Raw genomic sequence first — 14,427 nt, forward strand, 5'->3', positions numbered from 1 at the left:
CGCTATGGGCTTCCGGGGCCGCCCGGACCTCCCGCGAGGGCTCAGCCCCGCCTCCCCAGCAGTCCCAGCAGCCTCGTCTGTGCGTTCGCCCCGGCCGGAACCTCGAGCGGAGCCGCGTACATGCCGCTCGCCGCGAGTCCGTCGGCGTACGGCATGACCTCCTTGATGGAGAATTCGACGAGCCCGTCCGGAAGCCGGTCGTCCGCGCCGGTCCCCCGGGCGAGGTCCCAGGTGTGCACCACGCAGTCGGCCGTCAGCTCGGAGCAGTACGCCGAGCCGAGCGCGGGCCCGTAGGAGAGCCGGACGGTCCGGTCGAGCGCCCCGGGGGCGGCGAAGGCGGCGTGCGCGGCGGCGGAGGCCTTGTCCCATGCGGCGACCGGGTCCTCGCCCAGCACGTCACCGGAGAACGCGTCGCCCAGCTCCTCGACCGTGCGGCCCTCGGCGACCAGCGGCGGGATCCAGAGCTGCTCCCCGGTGACATGGTTGACCAGATCCCGCACGCTCCACTCCGCGCACGGGGTCGGCGCGTCCCACTGGTCGTCCGCGACCGCGCGCAGACGCTCGCCGAAGAGCTTCAGCGCCTCGGCGTGCTGTTCCAGCAGCGTGTGCGGCATGGCTCTCACCGTCCTGGCGTGACAGTTCCCCCTGAGGCCCACTCTCCTCGCCCCTGCTGGGCCCTGCCACCGGGGTGGGGGGTGCCGACAGGCGACGGGTGGTGCCGACAAGAGAGACGGCCTAACCGGGCGGGCGCATGCGGAAGTCGTAGCGGGGCGGGAGCGGGCGGTCCGTGAGCGCCGACCAGACCTCGCCGAGGGTTTCCTCCCCCTCCCGGAGGTCCGGGAGGGCGAACCCGTCCTCGAAGACCCGCCGGGCCGCCGCCACATGGCCCTCCGCCGCCAGGAGGCGGGCGGCGAGGAGCCGGAAGCGGCCCTGCTCGCGCAGGGCGGGCCTCAGCCGGTCCCAGACCCGGCGCGTCTCGGGCAGCCGTCCGGCGGCCAGCAGGGCCGCCATCGCCTCCTGGCCGAGCGCGGACTCCGCGGCCGTCCACGGCTCGCCGCCGCGGCTCTCGCCGGCCAGGTCGTCGAAGGCCTCCGCGTACCCGTCGGCCGCCCTCGCCCGGTCACCGGCCAGTGCGTCCGCCACCGCCAGGCAGCGCAGCAGCGGCCACCGCGAGGGGGCCAGCGCCAGCCCGCGCTCCCAGCTCCGCACCGCCTGGGCCACGTCCCCGGCGTGCCACTGGGCCACGCCCAGGTGGTACTCGGTCAGCGGTTCCGCCGGGGCCGTCTCCAGCATGTCCCGCCAGTGCGCGGCGACCAGGCTGGGCCCCGGCGGCGCCACCCGGCGCGGGGCCGGGAAGACCCCCGTGCGCCACAGCTCCAGCCACGGCTCCTGGGCCTCGCCGAGCGTGGACTCCTCGAAGGGGGTGCCCGGCAGCTTGAAGCCGCCGCACAGCACCTCCAGCGCGCCCCAGCCGGACCCCGCCGCCAGCCGCTCCCCCGGCTCGGTGTCCGCGCAGCCGCGCCACGCCTCGTACGCCGCGTCCACCCGCTCCCGGGGCAGTACGGAGTCCAGCGCGTCCTGAGCCGCACCGCGGGCCGCCGCCCAGTCGGCCCCGTGCACCGCGGCGGGCTCCGCGGCCAGCGGCCCGTACGCCTCCAGCCAGCTGAACTCCGCCCCGCCCTCGAGCCGTACGTGCTCCAGCTGGGTGCGGGCCAGCCCCGCCTGGATCTCCGCGTAGCCGCCCGTGCCCGGCTCGGTCAGCCACTCCTGCCAGCGGCGGCCGCCGCCGCCCGCGCCCCAGACGAACAGCTTGCGCCCGCGCAGCCGCCCGGTGGAGGTCTGCACCAGCCCCTGCCCGGCGGCGTCCAGCGAGGCGATCCAGGGCCGGGCCCCGTCCCGGACCTCGTAGAAGAAGTCGGCCGGGTACTCGCTGCGCAGCGGGTAGGTGCGGTCCGCGCCCTCCCACTCCGGTACGGGGATGCGGCGCAGCGAGCGCTCGTAGCCGAAGTTCCAGGCCTCGTCGGCGGGGGCGAGGACGCGGGTGCCCTCGTCCTCGGGGACGGCGATGTTGGACCACCAGTAGACGGGCGCGGGCCGTTCGTGCGGATTGCGCACGCGGACGCCGACGTAGAGGAACTCCGAGTCCTCGGGCAGCCACAGGTCCACCTGGAAGGGCAGGTCGCGCAGCCGCTCCCACTCCCACAGCCGGACCATCACGCCGCCGTCCGGGGCCGGGACGAGTGCGGCGTGCAGCGGGGCGCAGGAGAGGGTGGTGTGCCCGGTGGCGCCGGTGTTCCATTCGATGCCGCCGGAGAACCAGGCACCGTTGAGGGCGAAGTTGGCCGGCTGGAACACCGGGTTGCGGTAGAGCAGTTCGCGCCCGGTGGGCAGGTGCACGAGGGAGTGGACCCGCCCGCCGAGCCCCGGCAGGACGGTGACCCGCAGGTGCTCGTTCTCGATGACGATCGACTCGAACTCCCGCTCGGACCGCCCCCGTCCGTACCCGTCGCGGATCCGGACCGGCAGCAGCGAGCGCAGCGGCTCGTACCCGATCTGCCGCGCCATGTCGCGCGGCAGCCCGTCGCGGGACCGCTCGTCCAGCGTGTGCACCCCGTCGGGCGCGCGCAGGGCGGGCAGCGGGTTCTCGGGCCCCAACGGGGCTGCGGGAAGGGTCAGTACGGCGCGTCGGACGGTGGTGGCCATGAGGGAAATGGAACACGCAGCGGCGGCCGCTGCACAGGGGTTCCGCAGATCACCACCGGTCAGGATTACGCAAAGGCGCCCGCGACCAGGTCGGCGAGCAGGGCGCCCGCACGGCCGTCCGGGTCCAGGTCCGGGTCGTAGATCGTGATGTTGATCCCGACGCAGCGCGGCGATCTCACCAACACGCTCAGGAGTTCAGCGAGTTCGTCCGGGAGCAGGCCGCCGGGGTCCGGGCTGTCCACGGCCGGCATGACGCTCGGATCCAGCACGTCGGCGTCCAGGTGCACCCAGAACCCGGCGGTGGCCGGCGGGTGCAGCCCGTCCAGCGCCGTCCGGGCCACCGGCCCGGCGCCGCGCTCGCGGATCTCCCCGACCGTGGCCACCTGGATCGCCGCCTCGCGCAGCTCCGCGAGGTCGGCGTCCCCGTCCCGGATCCCGAACAGCCGTACGTCCTCGTCCCGCAGGTACGGGGAGCGGCCCTCCAGGTCGGCGAGAGCGGCCTGCCCGCGCCCCGTCGCGAGGGCGAGCTCCTCCCCGCCGGCGGCGCCGACCGGCCCGTTCACGGCCTCGTTGCCGGGGTGGCGGAAGTCGGCGGAGCCGTCGATGGCGGCCAGTCCGTACCGCCCGAGCCTGCGCATGGCCAGCGAGGCGCCGAGCTGGATCGAGCAGTCCCCGCCGAGGACCACGGGGAACTCCCCGGCCCTCAGGTGCCGTTCGATCCGGTCGGCGAGGGTGACGGTGTACGCGGCGAGGGCGTCGGCGTGGAACACGCCGTCACCCTCCTGCCAGTCCCCGCGGTCGTAGCGCGGCGGGACCACCACCCCGCCCTCGCGCGCACCGAGCCGGGCCAGCAGGCCCTGCTCCCGCAGGGCTCCGGCGAGCTTGTAGACGCCGGGTACGGTGCCGGGCGCGGGCGGGCGCAGGCCGAGGTTGGACGGGGCATCGAGGAGCACGAGGGATCGCATGTCCCCATCCTTGCGGACAGGGCTGCCTCTAGGGGAGCGACATTTCGGCGGTGACGGCCCAGCGTTCGTGGTCGCGCCAGGCGCCGTCGACGTGGAGGAAGTCCGGGGAGAGCCCCTCCAGCCGGAAGCCCGCGCCGCGGACCAGCGCGATCGAGGCGGCGTTGCCGGGCTGGATGTTGGCCTCCAGGCGGTGCAGGCCGAGGCCGCCCTCGCCGGGCGGGGCGAAGGCGTGCCCGAGGACCAGGCTAAGGGCCTCGTGGAACAGTCCCCGGCCGGCGGCGTGCGCGAAGGCTCCGTAGCCGAGGGCCCCGCACTGGAAGGCGCCCCGCACGATGTTGTTGACGTTGACGAAGCCCGCGAGGGCCCCGGTCCCGAGCTCGCACACGAGGAACCCGGCCCGGCCGTCGCCCTCGGCCAGCCGGGTCGCGTACGGCTCGTACTCCTCGATGGTGGCGGGCGGGAACAGCCAGGGGTGGTGGAGGTCCCGGCTCTCGTGCGCGCGTGCGGTGAACTCGGGCCCGTCGGCGAGCCGGAAGGGCCGCAGCCCCACCCGCGCGCCCTCCCGCAGGTACGTGGAAAAGGTCATCCGCCCAGGTTAGGAGCTGTGACAGGATCCCCTGTGTGATCATCAACCCCGACACTCGCGAACTCCTGCTCGCGGCGGCGCGCGACAACGCCGAGTGGTGCGACGCGGTCGTACGCGGCCACGGACCGGCCGGCGCGTTCGCCCCGGAGCTCTGGACCAGCGCGCTCCGGACTCCGCCGCTGTACCCCGATGCCGTGACCCTCGTCCCGGGAGCCCCGGCGGCCGCGCTGCTGGCCGGGATCGACACCGACGGCCCCGGCTGCTCGGTCAAGGACAGCTTCGCCGACCTGGACCTGGCCGGGGCCGGCTTCGAGGTGCTGTTCGAGGCCCGGTGGATCCACCGCCCGGCCGGGCCCGCCGCGGACACCGGCTCGCGCCTGGAGTGGTCCGCGGTCACCGACGCCGCCGGCCTGGAGGCCTGGGAGGCCGCCTGGGACGGCGAGCAGAGCACCGGCCTGTTCCACCCCGCCCTGCCGGGCCGGGACATCGTCTTCCTGGCGGGCCGCGCCGGGGGGCGGATCGTCGCCGGGGCCGTCGCGCACCGGGGCAGCGGCGCGGTGGTCGGCCTGTCCAACCTGTTCGCCGCCGACGAGGCCGACACCGACACGGCCTGGGCGGGCGCGCTCAACGCCATCGCCGCCCGCTGGCCGGAACTGCCCGTCGTCGGCTACGAGTCGGGGGACGACCTCGACGCCGCCGTCCGCGCCGGGTTCACCCCGATCGGCCCGCTCCGCGTCTGGCTGCACACGGCCTAGCCCTCCAGCTCCAGCCTCGGCACGTCGGTGCGTTCGATCCCGAACATCTGGGCGTACAGGGACAGTTCGGCCTCCAGTGCGCGGATCATCGTGTCCGCCCGCCGGAAGCCGTGCCCTTCGCCCTCGAAGGCCAGGTACGCGTGCGGCACCGACCGCCCCCGCATGGCGGCGAGGAAGCGCTCCGCCTGGGCGGGCGGGCAGACCGGGTCGTCCAGTCCCTGGAGCAGGACGAACGGGGCGGTGATCCGGTCGGCGCGGGCCACCGGCGAGCGCTCGCGGCAGCGGACGGCGAGGGTCTGCGGCGGTCCGGCCAGGCCGTCGATGTAGCGGGACTCCAGGTCGTGGGTCTCCGCGGCGAAGCCGAGCAGGTCCAGGACCGGGTAGATGATCGCCGCGCAGGCGTACAGGTCGGTGGCGGCCAGCGAGGCCGCCGCGGTCCAGCCGCCCGCGCTGGCGCCGCGGATGGCGAGCCGGTCCGGGTCGGCGGTGCCCTCGGCGGCCAGTGCCCGGGCCACCGCCGCGCAGTCCTCCACGTCCACGACGCCCCACTGCTCGCGCAGCCGCTCCCGGTAGGCGCGGCCGTAGCCGGTGGAGCCGCCGTAGTTCACCTCGACCACGCCGATGCCGCGCGAGGTGAAGTACGCGATGTGCAGGTCGAGTACGGGCGGCACGTGATCGGTGGGTCCGCCGTGCGCCCACACCACGTACGGGGGCAGTTCGTCGGCGGCCGCCCGGCAGGCCGGGTGGTGCGGCGGGTAGACGTGTGCGTGGATCTCCCGGTTGTCGGGGCCGAGGAAGGTCCGGCTCTGCGGCTCCGGGTAGTAGGCCGGATCGACCGGGTCCACTCCGTGCGCGCCGACCACCCGGGCGTGCCCGGTGGCGGTGTCCAGCTCCACCACCTCGTACGCGCTGCGCGGGCTGGCGGCGACCCCGTACACGCGGGTGCCGCTCACGGCGAGGGTCGGCTGCCAGGCGGTCCACGGCCCGGCCGCGTCCACCAGGTCCCCGCTCTCCGGGTCGAGGATGCCGAGCACGGAGGAGCCCTGGCCGTGCAGGACGGCGACGAGCCCGTCGGCCAGCGGGGCGAGCCAGCGCAGCCCGGGCTTCCACAGCGGACCGCCGAACTCCTCTTCCCTGGGGCACAGGTTGACCGCGTCGCCGGTCGCCGGGTCCACCCGGTACGGGTTCCACCAGCCGCTGCGGTCGCTCACCGCGAGGAGGGTTCCGCGGGCCGTCCACTCGACCTGGGCGACGGCCTCGGCGGGGCCGCCCAGTACGGTACGGGCCCGCTCGAGCCGGCCGTCCGGCGTGACCTCGGCCAGTCGCAGTTCGGTGCCGTCCCAGGGCATCCGCGGGTGGTCCCACACCAGCCAGGCCGCGTGCCGCCCGTCCGGGGAGAGCCGGGGTCCGGTGCTGAACCGGTGCCGGTCGTCGGTCAGTTCCCGCACGGCGGCCCGGTCCGCGGCGGCCGACCCGTCCAGCGGTACGGCGGCGGGCACCCGGCGGACGTCGGTCGGCCCGGGTCCGGTGAACTCCTCGAGCACGCACCAGACTTCGGAGCCGCGCAGCACCGGATCGGCCCAGCGCAGTCCGCCGCCGACGCCGGAGAGGGGGGTCAGGGGCCGCGGTGTCGCGGCGTCGCCGGGGGCGTCCGGCTCGTAGGCGTAGAGCCGCTGGTCGGCGAAGTTGACGAAGACCAGCAGCGGACCGCCCTCGGCCCGTTCGACTCCGGCCCAGGGGAGGCCGCCGTACTCGGTGACCCGGCTGCGCACGTTCCACGGCGCGGGCAGGGCGGTGACGCTCTCGCCGACGGGACCGCCGCCGGCGGGGCGGCGCACCAGGGCCCGGCGGCCGCCCTCCTGCGGCCGGGGCTCGGTCCACCACACCTCGGGGCCGACCGTGCCCACGTACTCGGGCCGCCCGTCGAGGGAGGCGGCGAGTTCGGCGGCGATGGGCGAGGGCCAGCTTCCGTAGGGCCGGGTCGCCGCGGCCATCACAGGGTCCCCCTCACAGCGTCCGCAGTGCGTGGTCGAGGACGCGGACGCCGAAGTGCAGGGCGTCGACGGGGACCCGCTCGTCCACGCCGTGGAACAGCGACCAGTAGTCGAAGCCGGGCGGCAGTTTCAGCGGGGAGAAGCCGTAGCCGGTGATGCCGAGCCGGGAGAACTGTTTGGCGTCGGTGCCGCCCGCCATGCAGAAGGGCACCACGTGCCCGTCCGGGTCGAACCGCTCGACGGACTCTCGCAGGATCCCGTACGTACGCCCGTCCACGGGGGCTTCGAGCGCGACCTCGCGGTGGTGGAACTCCCACCGCACATCGGGGCCGGTGAGCGCGTCCAGGGTGGCGATGAACTCGGCCTCGCCGCCCGGCAGCATCCGGCCGTCCACGTAGGCGGCGGCCTGGCCGGGGATCACGTTGAGCTTGTAACCGGCGCTGAGCATCGTCGGGTTGGCGCTGTTGCGCACGGTCGCGTCGACCAGGGCGGCGGCCGGGCCGAGCCTGCCGAGGACGCCGTCGAGGTCGAATCCCGGGGCCCTCGGGTCCACCGACAGGCCCTGGAGGGCGGCGAGTTCGGTGATGCAGGCGACGACGGTGTCGGTGAGGCGGACCGGCCACTCGTGGGCGCCGATCCGGGCGACGGCGGCGGCGAGCCGGGTCACGGCATTGGCCCGGTTGGGCTTGGAGCCGTGTCCGGCGGTTCCGTGGGCCGTCAACTTCAGCCACGCGGTGCCGCGTTCACCGGCGGCGATCGGGTAGAGGGCCCGGCCGTCGCCGGGGTGGACGGTGAACGCGCCGGACTCGCCGATGCCCTCCGTACAGCCCTCGAAGAGGTGCGGGTGCCGGTCGGCGAGGAAGCCGGAGCCGTCGACGGCGCTGTCCTCCTCGTCGGCGGTGAAGGCGATCACGATGTCCCGGCGGGGCCGCACGCCGGCCCGCGCCCAGGCCCGTACGACGGCCAGCACCATCGCGTCCGTGTTCTTCATGTCGACGGCCCCGCGGCCCCAGACCACGCCGTCGCGGACCTCTCCCGAGAAGGGGTCCACACTCCATTCGCCGGCCTCGGCCGGAACCACGTCGAGGTGGCCGTGGACGAGGAGCGCCTCGGCGGAAGGGTCCGAGCCCTCGATCCGGGCCACCACGTTGGTACGGCCCGGGGTGCGCTCCAGGAGGACCGGCTCGAGCCCGGCGGCGGCGAGCCGCTCGGCGGCGTACTCGGCGGCGGGGCGTTCGCAGCAGTCGCCGCCGCCCCGGTTGGTGGTGTCGATCCTGATGAGGCCGGAGGTGAACTCGACCGCCTCGTCGAGGGCGGCCTCGTCGACGGCGTCGGCCGGGGCGCCGTCCTGGGCCTGGGCCGGGACGTCGGCGGTGACTACGGGCATGTCAGCCATACTGCTCCTCCACGGCCGCGGAGACGACCGTCGTGACCGCCTTGAAGGTGCGGATCCCCTCGTACATCGTCTCGCTGCTGTACGCGACCCTGCGTTCGCCGCACCGGTCGGCGCCGGGGACCACCGTGGCCGCCAGGGCCAGGTGCTCGGCGTCGAACTCCAGCTCCACGGTGTAGGGGCCGCCGAGCACGGGATCGCGCCGGACGGCGAGGGCCGTGGCCTCCTTGGCCGCCGCGCGGATGTCGGCGGCGGTGCGCGCGGGGGTCCGGCACACGGCGGCGTAGCGCGAGACGTGGTCCTTGACCGCGACGGTCACCGCGTCCGGGGCGTATCCGGCGGCGTCGACGCAGGTCAGGTCGTCGCCGGTGACCAGGATGACGGGCACCCCGTATTCGGCGACGACGTGCGCGTTGAGCAGTCCCTCGCTCGCGCGGATCCCGTTGAGCCAGACGCCGGTGATGGAGTTGGCGAGGTAGGTGTGGGCGAGGACCCCTTCGGAGCCGGCGCCCGTGTGGTAGCCGACGAAGGCGATCCCGTCGACGTCCCCGTGCTGGACGCCCTCGACCATGGAGAGCGTCTTGTGGCGGCCGGTGAGCATCTCGGCGCGGGCGTCGAGCTTCTCCAGCAGCAGGTTGCGCATGGTCCAGTGGGCCTCGTTGATGAGGACCTGGTCGGCGCCGCCGTCATAGAAGCCGAGTGCGGCCGCGTTCACGTCGGAGGTGAACATGTGCCGGCAGCGCTCCCACTGGGACGCCCCGGGCACCACGTCCTCGGGCCAGGTGACGCCGGTGGCGCCCTCCATGTCGGCGGAGATGAGGATCTTCATCGGGCCCCCGGGCGGTCGGTTGCGGAGACCCAGCCTAGCTCTCGCACCTCCGACGGGCCCGGGGGCCACGCCCGGGTTCCGGCGGCTCACCGGGGCCGGGAAATCCACCCGATCCGGTGAGCCGCCCGGCGCCGCGCAACGCCAAGTGCGGTCACAGCACTGGGATCAGGCCTCGACTTCGGCGGCCAGGTTGGCCAGCAGGGTGTCGTAGATCCGGCCGAGGCCCTTGGGCGCGAAGGTGCGCTCGAAGAAGCCGCCGATGCCGCCGGCGCCGTTCCACACGGTGCTGACCACGGCCTTGGACTTGCCCTCGCCGGCCGGGGTGACCAGCCAGGTGGTGACCATGGAGGAGTTGCGGTCCTTCTCCACCAGCTGTCCGTCGGTGGGCTCGCTGACCTCGAGCAGGCAGTCGCGCACGCGCTTGCTGGTGGCCTGGAGCTTCCAGTGCACCAGGGTCCCCTCGCCGTCGCCGCCCTCGCGCACCTCGTACTCGCTGAAGTGCTCGGGCAGCAGCTTCCCCCGGGTCCCGGTGTAGTCCGCCAGCGCGTCGAACACGGTCTCCGCGTCAGCCGCGATGATCCGCTCCGTGGTGGCCTCGACCTGCGCCATAGCTGTTCCTCCAGCAGTTTTGAATCCTCCCCTCCGGATCGAAGGGGATTCCTACCTCACGCCGCCTGACGGACCGGCGGTCCGTCAGGCCTTACACGATCAACGGTAGCCGGGTTGAAACCAGCCCGGAGGAGCATGACCTGTGCGGAGTTCTTGTCTCTCGGCGAGACGGCTCCGCACACGCTACAGGCGTAGGTCCGTTCCGACAGCGGGAGGGCGTGCTTGGTTCTCGCTCCGCACCGTCCGCAGTCCATGGTGGTGTGTGCAGGGTTCACGAGCCGCAGATCGCGTCCGTGCTTGCGCGCCATGCTGATCAGCTCACGCTTGGTGGCCGAGATCGCCGCGTCGGCCGCCTTCCGGGCCATGGTGGACGCAGCGAGGAACTTGGGGCGGAAGTCCTCCACCGCAAGCCGGTCGAAGTCCGTCACGATCTTCTTGGCCCACTTGCGGGCGGTGTCCTGGCGCTGCCGGGCGATCTTCCTGTGCGCCTTCGCGGCCAGCCGCTTCGCCTTGCGGTAGCCCTTCGATGCGGCCTGACCGCGCTTGGGCTTACGGCGGGCCATCATCCGCTGATACCCCGGCCAGCTTCGCGGCCGCTTTCTTCCCGTGCTCCGGGTGCGGGAGATCGTGACCATCGCTTGTAGTGGTCGCGGTCTCCTTCACACCCCAGTCGACACCGATCACCGCACCGGTCGCGGGAAGCGGCTGTACCTCTGCAAGGACGACGAAAGAGGCGTACCAGTCGCCGAGACCGTCCCGGTACACCCGCACGCTCGACGGGTCGGCGGGCAGCTCACGCGACCACACCACGGTCAGCGATATCCCGCCCGCCAGGTGCAGACGACCGCCCTTCAGCCGGAAGCCACGCCGGGTGTAGTTGAGCGTCGGATCCGCTACGGCCTTCTTCTTGAAGCGCGGCATCCCCGCACGCTGCGGCATCGGTAGCCGGGCCTTGATGTCTTTCAACGCCTTACCGCGGGACCGAGCGAAGTCCCGGATGGCCTGCTGCTGTGGGACACTCCCGCCCCCGCCCAGCCACTCACACTTACCGCGCCATTCCGTCAGCAGCCTGTCGAGACCGGCAGGCCCGCACTCCTCCGCGGTCTTCTGCGCCGCCCGGGACCGAGCAACACACTCGTTCCACACCCACCGGCACCGGTCCCATTCCGCCGACAGGGCCGCGCAGGCACCAGACGACACACGCAGCCGGAAGGTGTACCGGGCGCGCCCGCCTTCCCCGACCTCCGCCAACGCCGTCATGACACTCACGGTAGAGCCGCAGCCGAACACGCTCCACGCAGCCACGCCGCTCCACGCGAACGAGTGAACGGCCTCATGTGCCGGAGCAGCTGCGGGACACCGTCCGCGCCATCGCCGAGTCCGGCGCCACCTCCGTGACACCCCTGGTACTCCATCTGCGGCCCGGGGCGCGCGAGTGGTTCACGGCCTGGCTGGGCGAGCACCACCCGCACCTCGTGGAGCGGTACGAACGGATGTACGCGGGCGGCTCGTACGCGCCCACCTGGTACCAGCGCCAGATCACCCGCCAAGTCCACGAGCTGGCGGCGGAATTCGGCATCGGCCCGAACGGGCGCGGGGCGGCCCGCCGGGTCGTCACCCCCGAGCCGCCCGTGCCCGCCGAGCCCACCCAGCTCACCCTCCTCTGACGCCCGTCACCCCCGAAGGGTCATCACATCGGGCCAAAAGGCAGCCCAATCCCGCTTTCCAGGCGCGGTTTCCGGGACGATTCCGCCCAGAACCCTCGGCTGGGAGGCCCCATGCTGCACCCCTTGAAGAAGCGCACCGCTGTCCTGCTGTCGATCTCCACCGTGGCCGCCGTCGCCTCCGTCCTCGCGAGCCCGGTCTCGGCCACCACGGCGGCCCCGGCCGCCGCCGCGCCGAAGCAGGCGCCGCTGCGCTGGACCGACTGCGCGACCCCCCGCTACCCGACCCTCCAGTGCGCCTCCCTCAAGGTCCCCCTCGACCACGGCCGGCCCGCCGGACGCCAGATCTCCCTCGCGCTGACCCGGGTCCCGCACACCGCCGCCACCTCCTCCGGCCCGCTGCTGGTCAACCCCGGCGGCCCGGGCGGCAGCGGGCGCACCCTGGCGGGCTTCGTCGCGTCCGCCCTCCCCAAGGACGTGGCCGCCCAGTACGACGTGATCGGCTTTGACCCGCGGGGCGTCGGCAAGAGCGAGCCGTCCCTCGACTGCGGGGCGGGCCACTTCACCCCGGTCCGGCCCGACTCCGTACCGATCGACGCGGAGACCGAGCAGGCCAACCTGGACCGGGTGCGGTCCTTCGCCGAGTCCTGCCAGACCAAGCACGCGGACGTGCTGCCGCACATCGGCACCGTCTCCGCCGCCCGCGACATCGAGGTGCTGCGCACGGCCCTCGGCGCGGAGCGCATCAGCTACTTCGGCTACTCGTACGGGACCTACCTGGGCGCGGTGTACGCCAAGCTCCACCCGCAGCGGGTGCACCGGCTCGTCCTGGACTCCGTGGTCGACCCGGGCGGGGTCTGGTACGAGGACAACCTCGCGCAGGACCGGGCCTTCGACTCCCGCCACAAGGCCTTCCTGGCCTGGGTGGCGAAGTACGACGCCACCTACGGGCTCGGCGCGGACGCGGCCGGGGTCGAGGAGCGCTGGTACGCGATGCGCGGCGAGCTGCGCGAGACGCCCGCGGGCGGCAAGGTGGGCCCGTCCGAGCTGGAGGACACCTTCATGCCGGGCGGCTACTTCAACGGCTACTGGCCCAGCCTCGCCGAGGCCTTCGCGGCGTACGCGGTGAAGAAGGACCCGAAGCCGCTGGTGGCGGCGTACGAGCGGTTCGGCGCGGTGGAGCCCTCCGCGGGCAACGGCTACAGCGTCTACACGGCGGTGCAGTGCCGGGACTCGGCCTGGCCGAAGGACTGGAACCAGTGGCGCGCGGACATGTGGCGCACGCACGCCGAGGCGCCGTTCATGACCTGGAACAACGCCTGGTACAACGCCCCGTGCGCGTTCTGGCCGACGGAGCCGCTCGAGGCCCCGGACGTGACCAACGCCGACCTTCCGCCCGCCCTGCTGCTCCAGGCGACGGAGGACGCGGCGACCCCGTTCCAGGGGGCGCTCAGCATGCGGGAGAAGCTGAAGGGCGCGGCCCTGGTCGTCGAGGAGGGCGGCGGCAACCACGGCATCTCGCTGAGCGGCAACAAGTGCCTGGACGAGAAGGTCTCGGCCTATCTGCGGACGGGCCGGGCCGCGGACGCCACCTGCCCCGCCCAGGAGGCCCCGAAGCCGACCGCGGCGACCCGCGCGGTCCCGTCCTCGGCGGGCGGCGCGGCCCTGCACGGGCTCCTGGGCTTCCGCGGCTGATCTTCACCGGGCAGGATCGTGCCCATGACCACCACGCCTGAGCACAGCCACCTCTCCCGCGTCCGAGCCCCCGAGGGCGTCAGTCCCGGTACCGGATACAGCCATGTCGTCTGGGGCACCGGGCGGTTCGTCGCCGTCTCCGGTCAGTGCGCGCTCGACGAGAAGGGCGAGGTGGTCGGCGAGGGCGACGCCGCCGCCCAGGCCCGGCAGGTGTTCGAGAACCTGCGCCGGTGCCTGGCGGCGGCCGGGGCCGGCTTCGACGACGTCGTGAAGCTGACGTACTTCGTCACGGACGTGGCCCACCTCCCGGCGGTTCGGGCCGCCCGGGACGCGGTCATCCCCGCGGACCGCCAGCCGGCCTCCTCGGCGGTCCAGGTCTCGGCCCTGTTCCGCCCCGAGCTCCTGCTGGAGGTGGAGGCCTTCGCCGTCGTCCCGGCCTAGCCGGGAGGGAGACCGCGCAGTGCGGCCGTCGCCGCCACCGCGAGGCGTGGGTGGGCCTGCGCCCGGGTCAGCAGCTCGCGGGCACGGGGGTCGCCGAGGGCGCCGAGGCCCTCCACGCAGGCCAGGGCCACCCGCCAGTACGGGTCGTGCGGGGAGAGCAGCCGGGACAGGGTCGTCATCAGGGCCGGGGCCGACTCCGGCGCGCGCAGGGCGGTGAGCAGCCGGACGGGCTGCAGGGCGTAGGCGGTGCGCAGACCGTTGGTGGCGAGGGCGGCGGCCGCGCGGGCGGTGCGCGGGTCGCCGAGGACGGCCAGTGCCTCGGCGGCGGCCGCGCAGCGCGGCGGGTCCCGGTGGTTGAGCAACAGCACGAGGGACTCGAAGGCGCGGCGGTCCCCCGCCAGTCCCAGCCGGTAGGCGGCCAGTTCGCGGGCCCACAGGGGCAGCCCGGCCGAGGTCAGGGAGGCCGCGAGCCCGTCCGGACCGGCGGCGAGCAGCGCCTCGTACTCCGGGTACTCCGGGGAACCGGTGGCTTCCGCCCGCAGGCGCTCCAGCACGTCGTTCACCCGGCCACCCTAGGCGGCCGCGGCCGTCGCCACGGCCCGTTCACCGCGATTGATGATCGATGATCGATGATCGGTACATTTGGGCGGTACAGGTCACATCTCCGCGCTCTGGCGCACCAGTTACCGGCGGGTTACTGTCGCTACAACACGTACGAGGGCGGCCTGGTGACGCAGCCGCCTCGTGCCGGTCGGTTCAGCACGACACCACGGCGTGACCCCGGGACAGGGTT

12 protein-coding genes and 2 pseudogenes are annotated in these 14,427 nt (G+C 74.0%); 4 read left to right on the forward strand and 10 right to left on the reverse strand.

Annotated elements, in window-relative coordinates:
- Positions 1–41 precede the first annotated feature (41 nt).
- The 4 genes from OHA89_RS08170 to OHA89_RS08185 all read right to left on the reverse strand — a co-directional run bounded on the left by OHA89_RS08170 (position 42) and on the right by OHA89_RS08185 (position 4,254).
- Positions 42–614: a TIGR03086 family metal-binding protein gene (locus OHA89_RS08170; RefSeq protein WP_215146697.1), complete on the reverse strand. Its 573-nt coding sequence runs from the start codon at positions 612–614 to the stop codon at positions 42–44.
- A 121-nt stretch (positions 615–735) separates the two neighbouring features.
- Entirely contained in the window at positions 736–2,703 is a 1,968-nt protein-coding gene (locus OHA89_RS08175; protein ID WP_406365787.1) for a DUF5107 domain-containing protein, read from the reverse strand.
- Between the two features lie 65 nt (positions 2,704–2,768).
- A complete protein-coding gene (locus OHA89_RS08180) occupies positions 2,769–3,668 on the reverse strand; it encodes an arginase family protein (protein ID WP_266613874.1) in 900 nt (299 codons plus the stop codon).
- A gap of 28 nt (positions 3,669–3,696) precedes the next feature.
- Positions 3,697–4,254: a GNAT family N-acetyltransferase gene (locus tag OHA89_RS08185; RefSeq protein ID WP_266613876.1), complete on the reverse strand. Its 558-nt coding sequence runs from the start codon at positions 4,252–4,254 to the stop codon at positions 3,697–3,699.
- A gap of 35 nt (positions 4,255–4,289) precedes the next feature.
- Here OHA89_RS08185 and OHA89_RS08190 point away from each other — a divergent pair, with 35 nt between their 5' ends.
- Positions 4,290–5,009 (forward strand): hypothetical protein, encoded by a 720-nt coding sequence (locus tag OHA89_RS08190; RefSeq protein WP_406365788.1) that lies wholly within the window; start codon positions 4,290–4,292, stop codon positions 5,007–5,009.
- Here OHA89_RS08190 and OHA89_RS08195 read toward each other — a convergent pair.
- The 5 genes and pseudogenes from OHA89_RS08195 to OHA89_RS08215 all read right to left on the reverse strand — a co-directional run bounded on the left by OHA89_RS08195 (position 5,006) and on the right by OHA89_RS08215 (position 11,094).
- On the reverse strand, positions 5,006–7,003 hold the full coding sequence (locus OHA89_RS08195) for a prolyl oligopeptidase family serine peptidase (protein WP_266613878.1): 1,998 nt from the start codon (positions 7,001–7,003) through the stop codon (positions 5,006–5,008). The two genes, OHA89_RS08190 and OHA89_RS08195, sit on opposite strands and share 4 nt — an antisense overlap.
- Before the next feature lie 13 nt (positions 7,004–7,016).
- Positions 7,017–8,390 (reverse strand): M20/M25/M40 family metallo-hydrolase, encoded by a 1,374-nt coding sequence (locus OHA89_RS08200; RefSeq protein ID WP_266615320.1) that lies wholly within the window; start codon positions 8,388–8,390, stop codon positions 7,017–7,019.
- Position 8,391: 1 nt separating this feature from the next.
- Positions 8,392–9,225: a M55 family metallopeptidase gene (locus OHA89_RS08205; RefSeq protein WP_266613880.1), complete on the reverse strand. Its 834-nt coding sequence runs from the start codon at positions 9,223–9,225 to the stop codon at positions 8,392–8,394.
- Between the two features lie 165 nt (positions 9,226–9,390).
- Complete coding sequence (locus OHA89_RS08210; protein WP_215146704.1) at positions 9,391–9,834, reverse strand: SRPBCC family protein; 444 nt, start codon at positions 9,832–9,834, stop codon at positions 9,391–9,393.
- 56 nt (positions 9,835–9,890) lie between these two features.
- Positions 9,891–11,094 (reverse strand): annotated as a pseudogene (locus OHA89_RS08215) (RNA-guided endonuclease InsQ/TnpB family protein).
- Between the two features lie 80 nt (positions 11,095–11,174).
- Between OHA89_RS08215 and OHA89_RS08220 the strand changes: the two are divergent.
- The 3 genes and pseudogenes from OHA89_RS08220 to OHA89_RS08230 all read left to right on the forward strand — a co-directional run.
- Positions 11,175–11,501: pseudogene (locus OHA89_RS08220) on the forward strand (radical SAM protein); the annotation flags it as partial.
- Between the two features lie 111 nt (positions 11,502–11,612).
- Entirely contained in the window at positions 11,613–13,193 is a 1,581-nt protein-coding gene (locus OHA89_RS08225; protein WP_266613883.1) for an alpha/beta hydrolase, read from the forward strand.
- A gap of 24 nt (positions 13,194–13,217) precedes the next feature.
- Positions 13,218–13,634 (forward strand): RidA family protein, encoded by a 417-nt coding sequence (locus OHA89_RS08230; RefSeq protein ID WP_257553446.1) that lies wholly within the window; start codon positions 13,218–13,220, stop codon positions 13,632–13,634.
- Here the strand turns inward: OHA89_RS08230 and OHA89_RS08235 are convergent.
- Positions 13,631–14,197, reverse strand: a complete 567-nt coding sequence (locus OHA89_RS08235; RefSeq protein WP_257553447.1) for a HEAT repeat domain-containing protein — start codon at positions 14,195–14,197, stop codon at positions 13,631–13,633. The two genes, OHA89_RS08230 and OHA89_RS08235, sit on opposite strands and share 4 nt — an antisense overlap.
- Between the last annotated feature and the right edge of the window lie 230 nt (positions 14,198–14,427).

The sequence above is a fragment of the Streptomyces sp. NBC_01546 genome (assembly GCF_045208355.1).
Lineage (GTDB): Bacteria > Actinomycetota > Actinomycetes > Streptomycetales > Streptomycetaceae > Streptomyces.

Coding starts and splice junctions, on each gene's coding strand:
- OHA89_RS08170 (WP_215146697.1), bottom strand. CDS start 614: ATGCCGCACACGCTGCTGGAACAGCACGCCGAGGCGCTGAAGCTCTTC.
- OHA89_RS08175 (WP_406365787.1), bottom strand. CDS start 2,703: ATGGCCACCACCGTCCGACGCGCCGTACTGACCCTTCCCGCAGCCCCG.
- OHA89_RS08180 (WP_266613874.1), bottom strand. CDS start 3,668: ATGCGATCCCTCGTGCTCCTCGATGCCCCGTCCAACCTCGGCCTGCGC.
- OHA89_RS08185 (WP_266613876.1), bottom strand. CDS start 4,254: ATGACCTTTTCCACGTACCTGCGGGAGGGCGCGCGGGTGGGGCTGCGG.
- OHA89_RS08195 (WP_266613878.1), bottom strand. CDS start 7,003: ATGGCCGCGGCGACCCGGCCCTACGGAAGCTGGCCCTCGCCCATCGCC.
- OHA89_RS08200 (WP_266615320.1), bottom strand. CDS start 8,390: ATGCCCGTAGTCACCGCCGACGTCCCGGCCCAGGCCCAGGACGGCGCC.
- OHA89_RS08205 (WP_266613880.1), bottom strand. CDS start 9,225: ATGAAGATCCTCATCTCCGCCGACATGGAGGGCGCCACCGGCGTCACC.
- OHA89_RS08210 (WP_215146704.1), bottom strand. CDS start 9,834: ATGGCGCAGGTCGAGGCCACCACGGAGCGGATCATCGCGGCTGACGCG.
- OHA89_RS08225 (WP_266613883.1), top strand. CDS start 11,613: ATGCTGCACCCCTTGAAGAAGCGCACCGCTGTCCTGCTGTCGATCTCC.
- OHA89_RS08230 (WP_257553446.1), top strand. CDS start 13,218: ATGACCACCACGCCTGAGCACAGCCACCTCTCCCGCGTCCGAGCCCCC.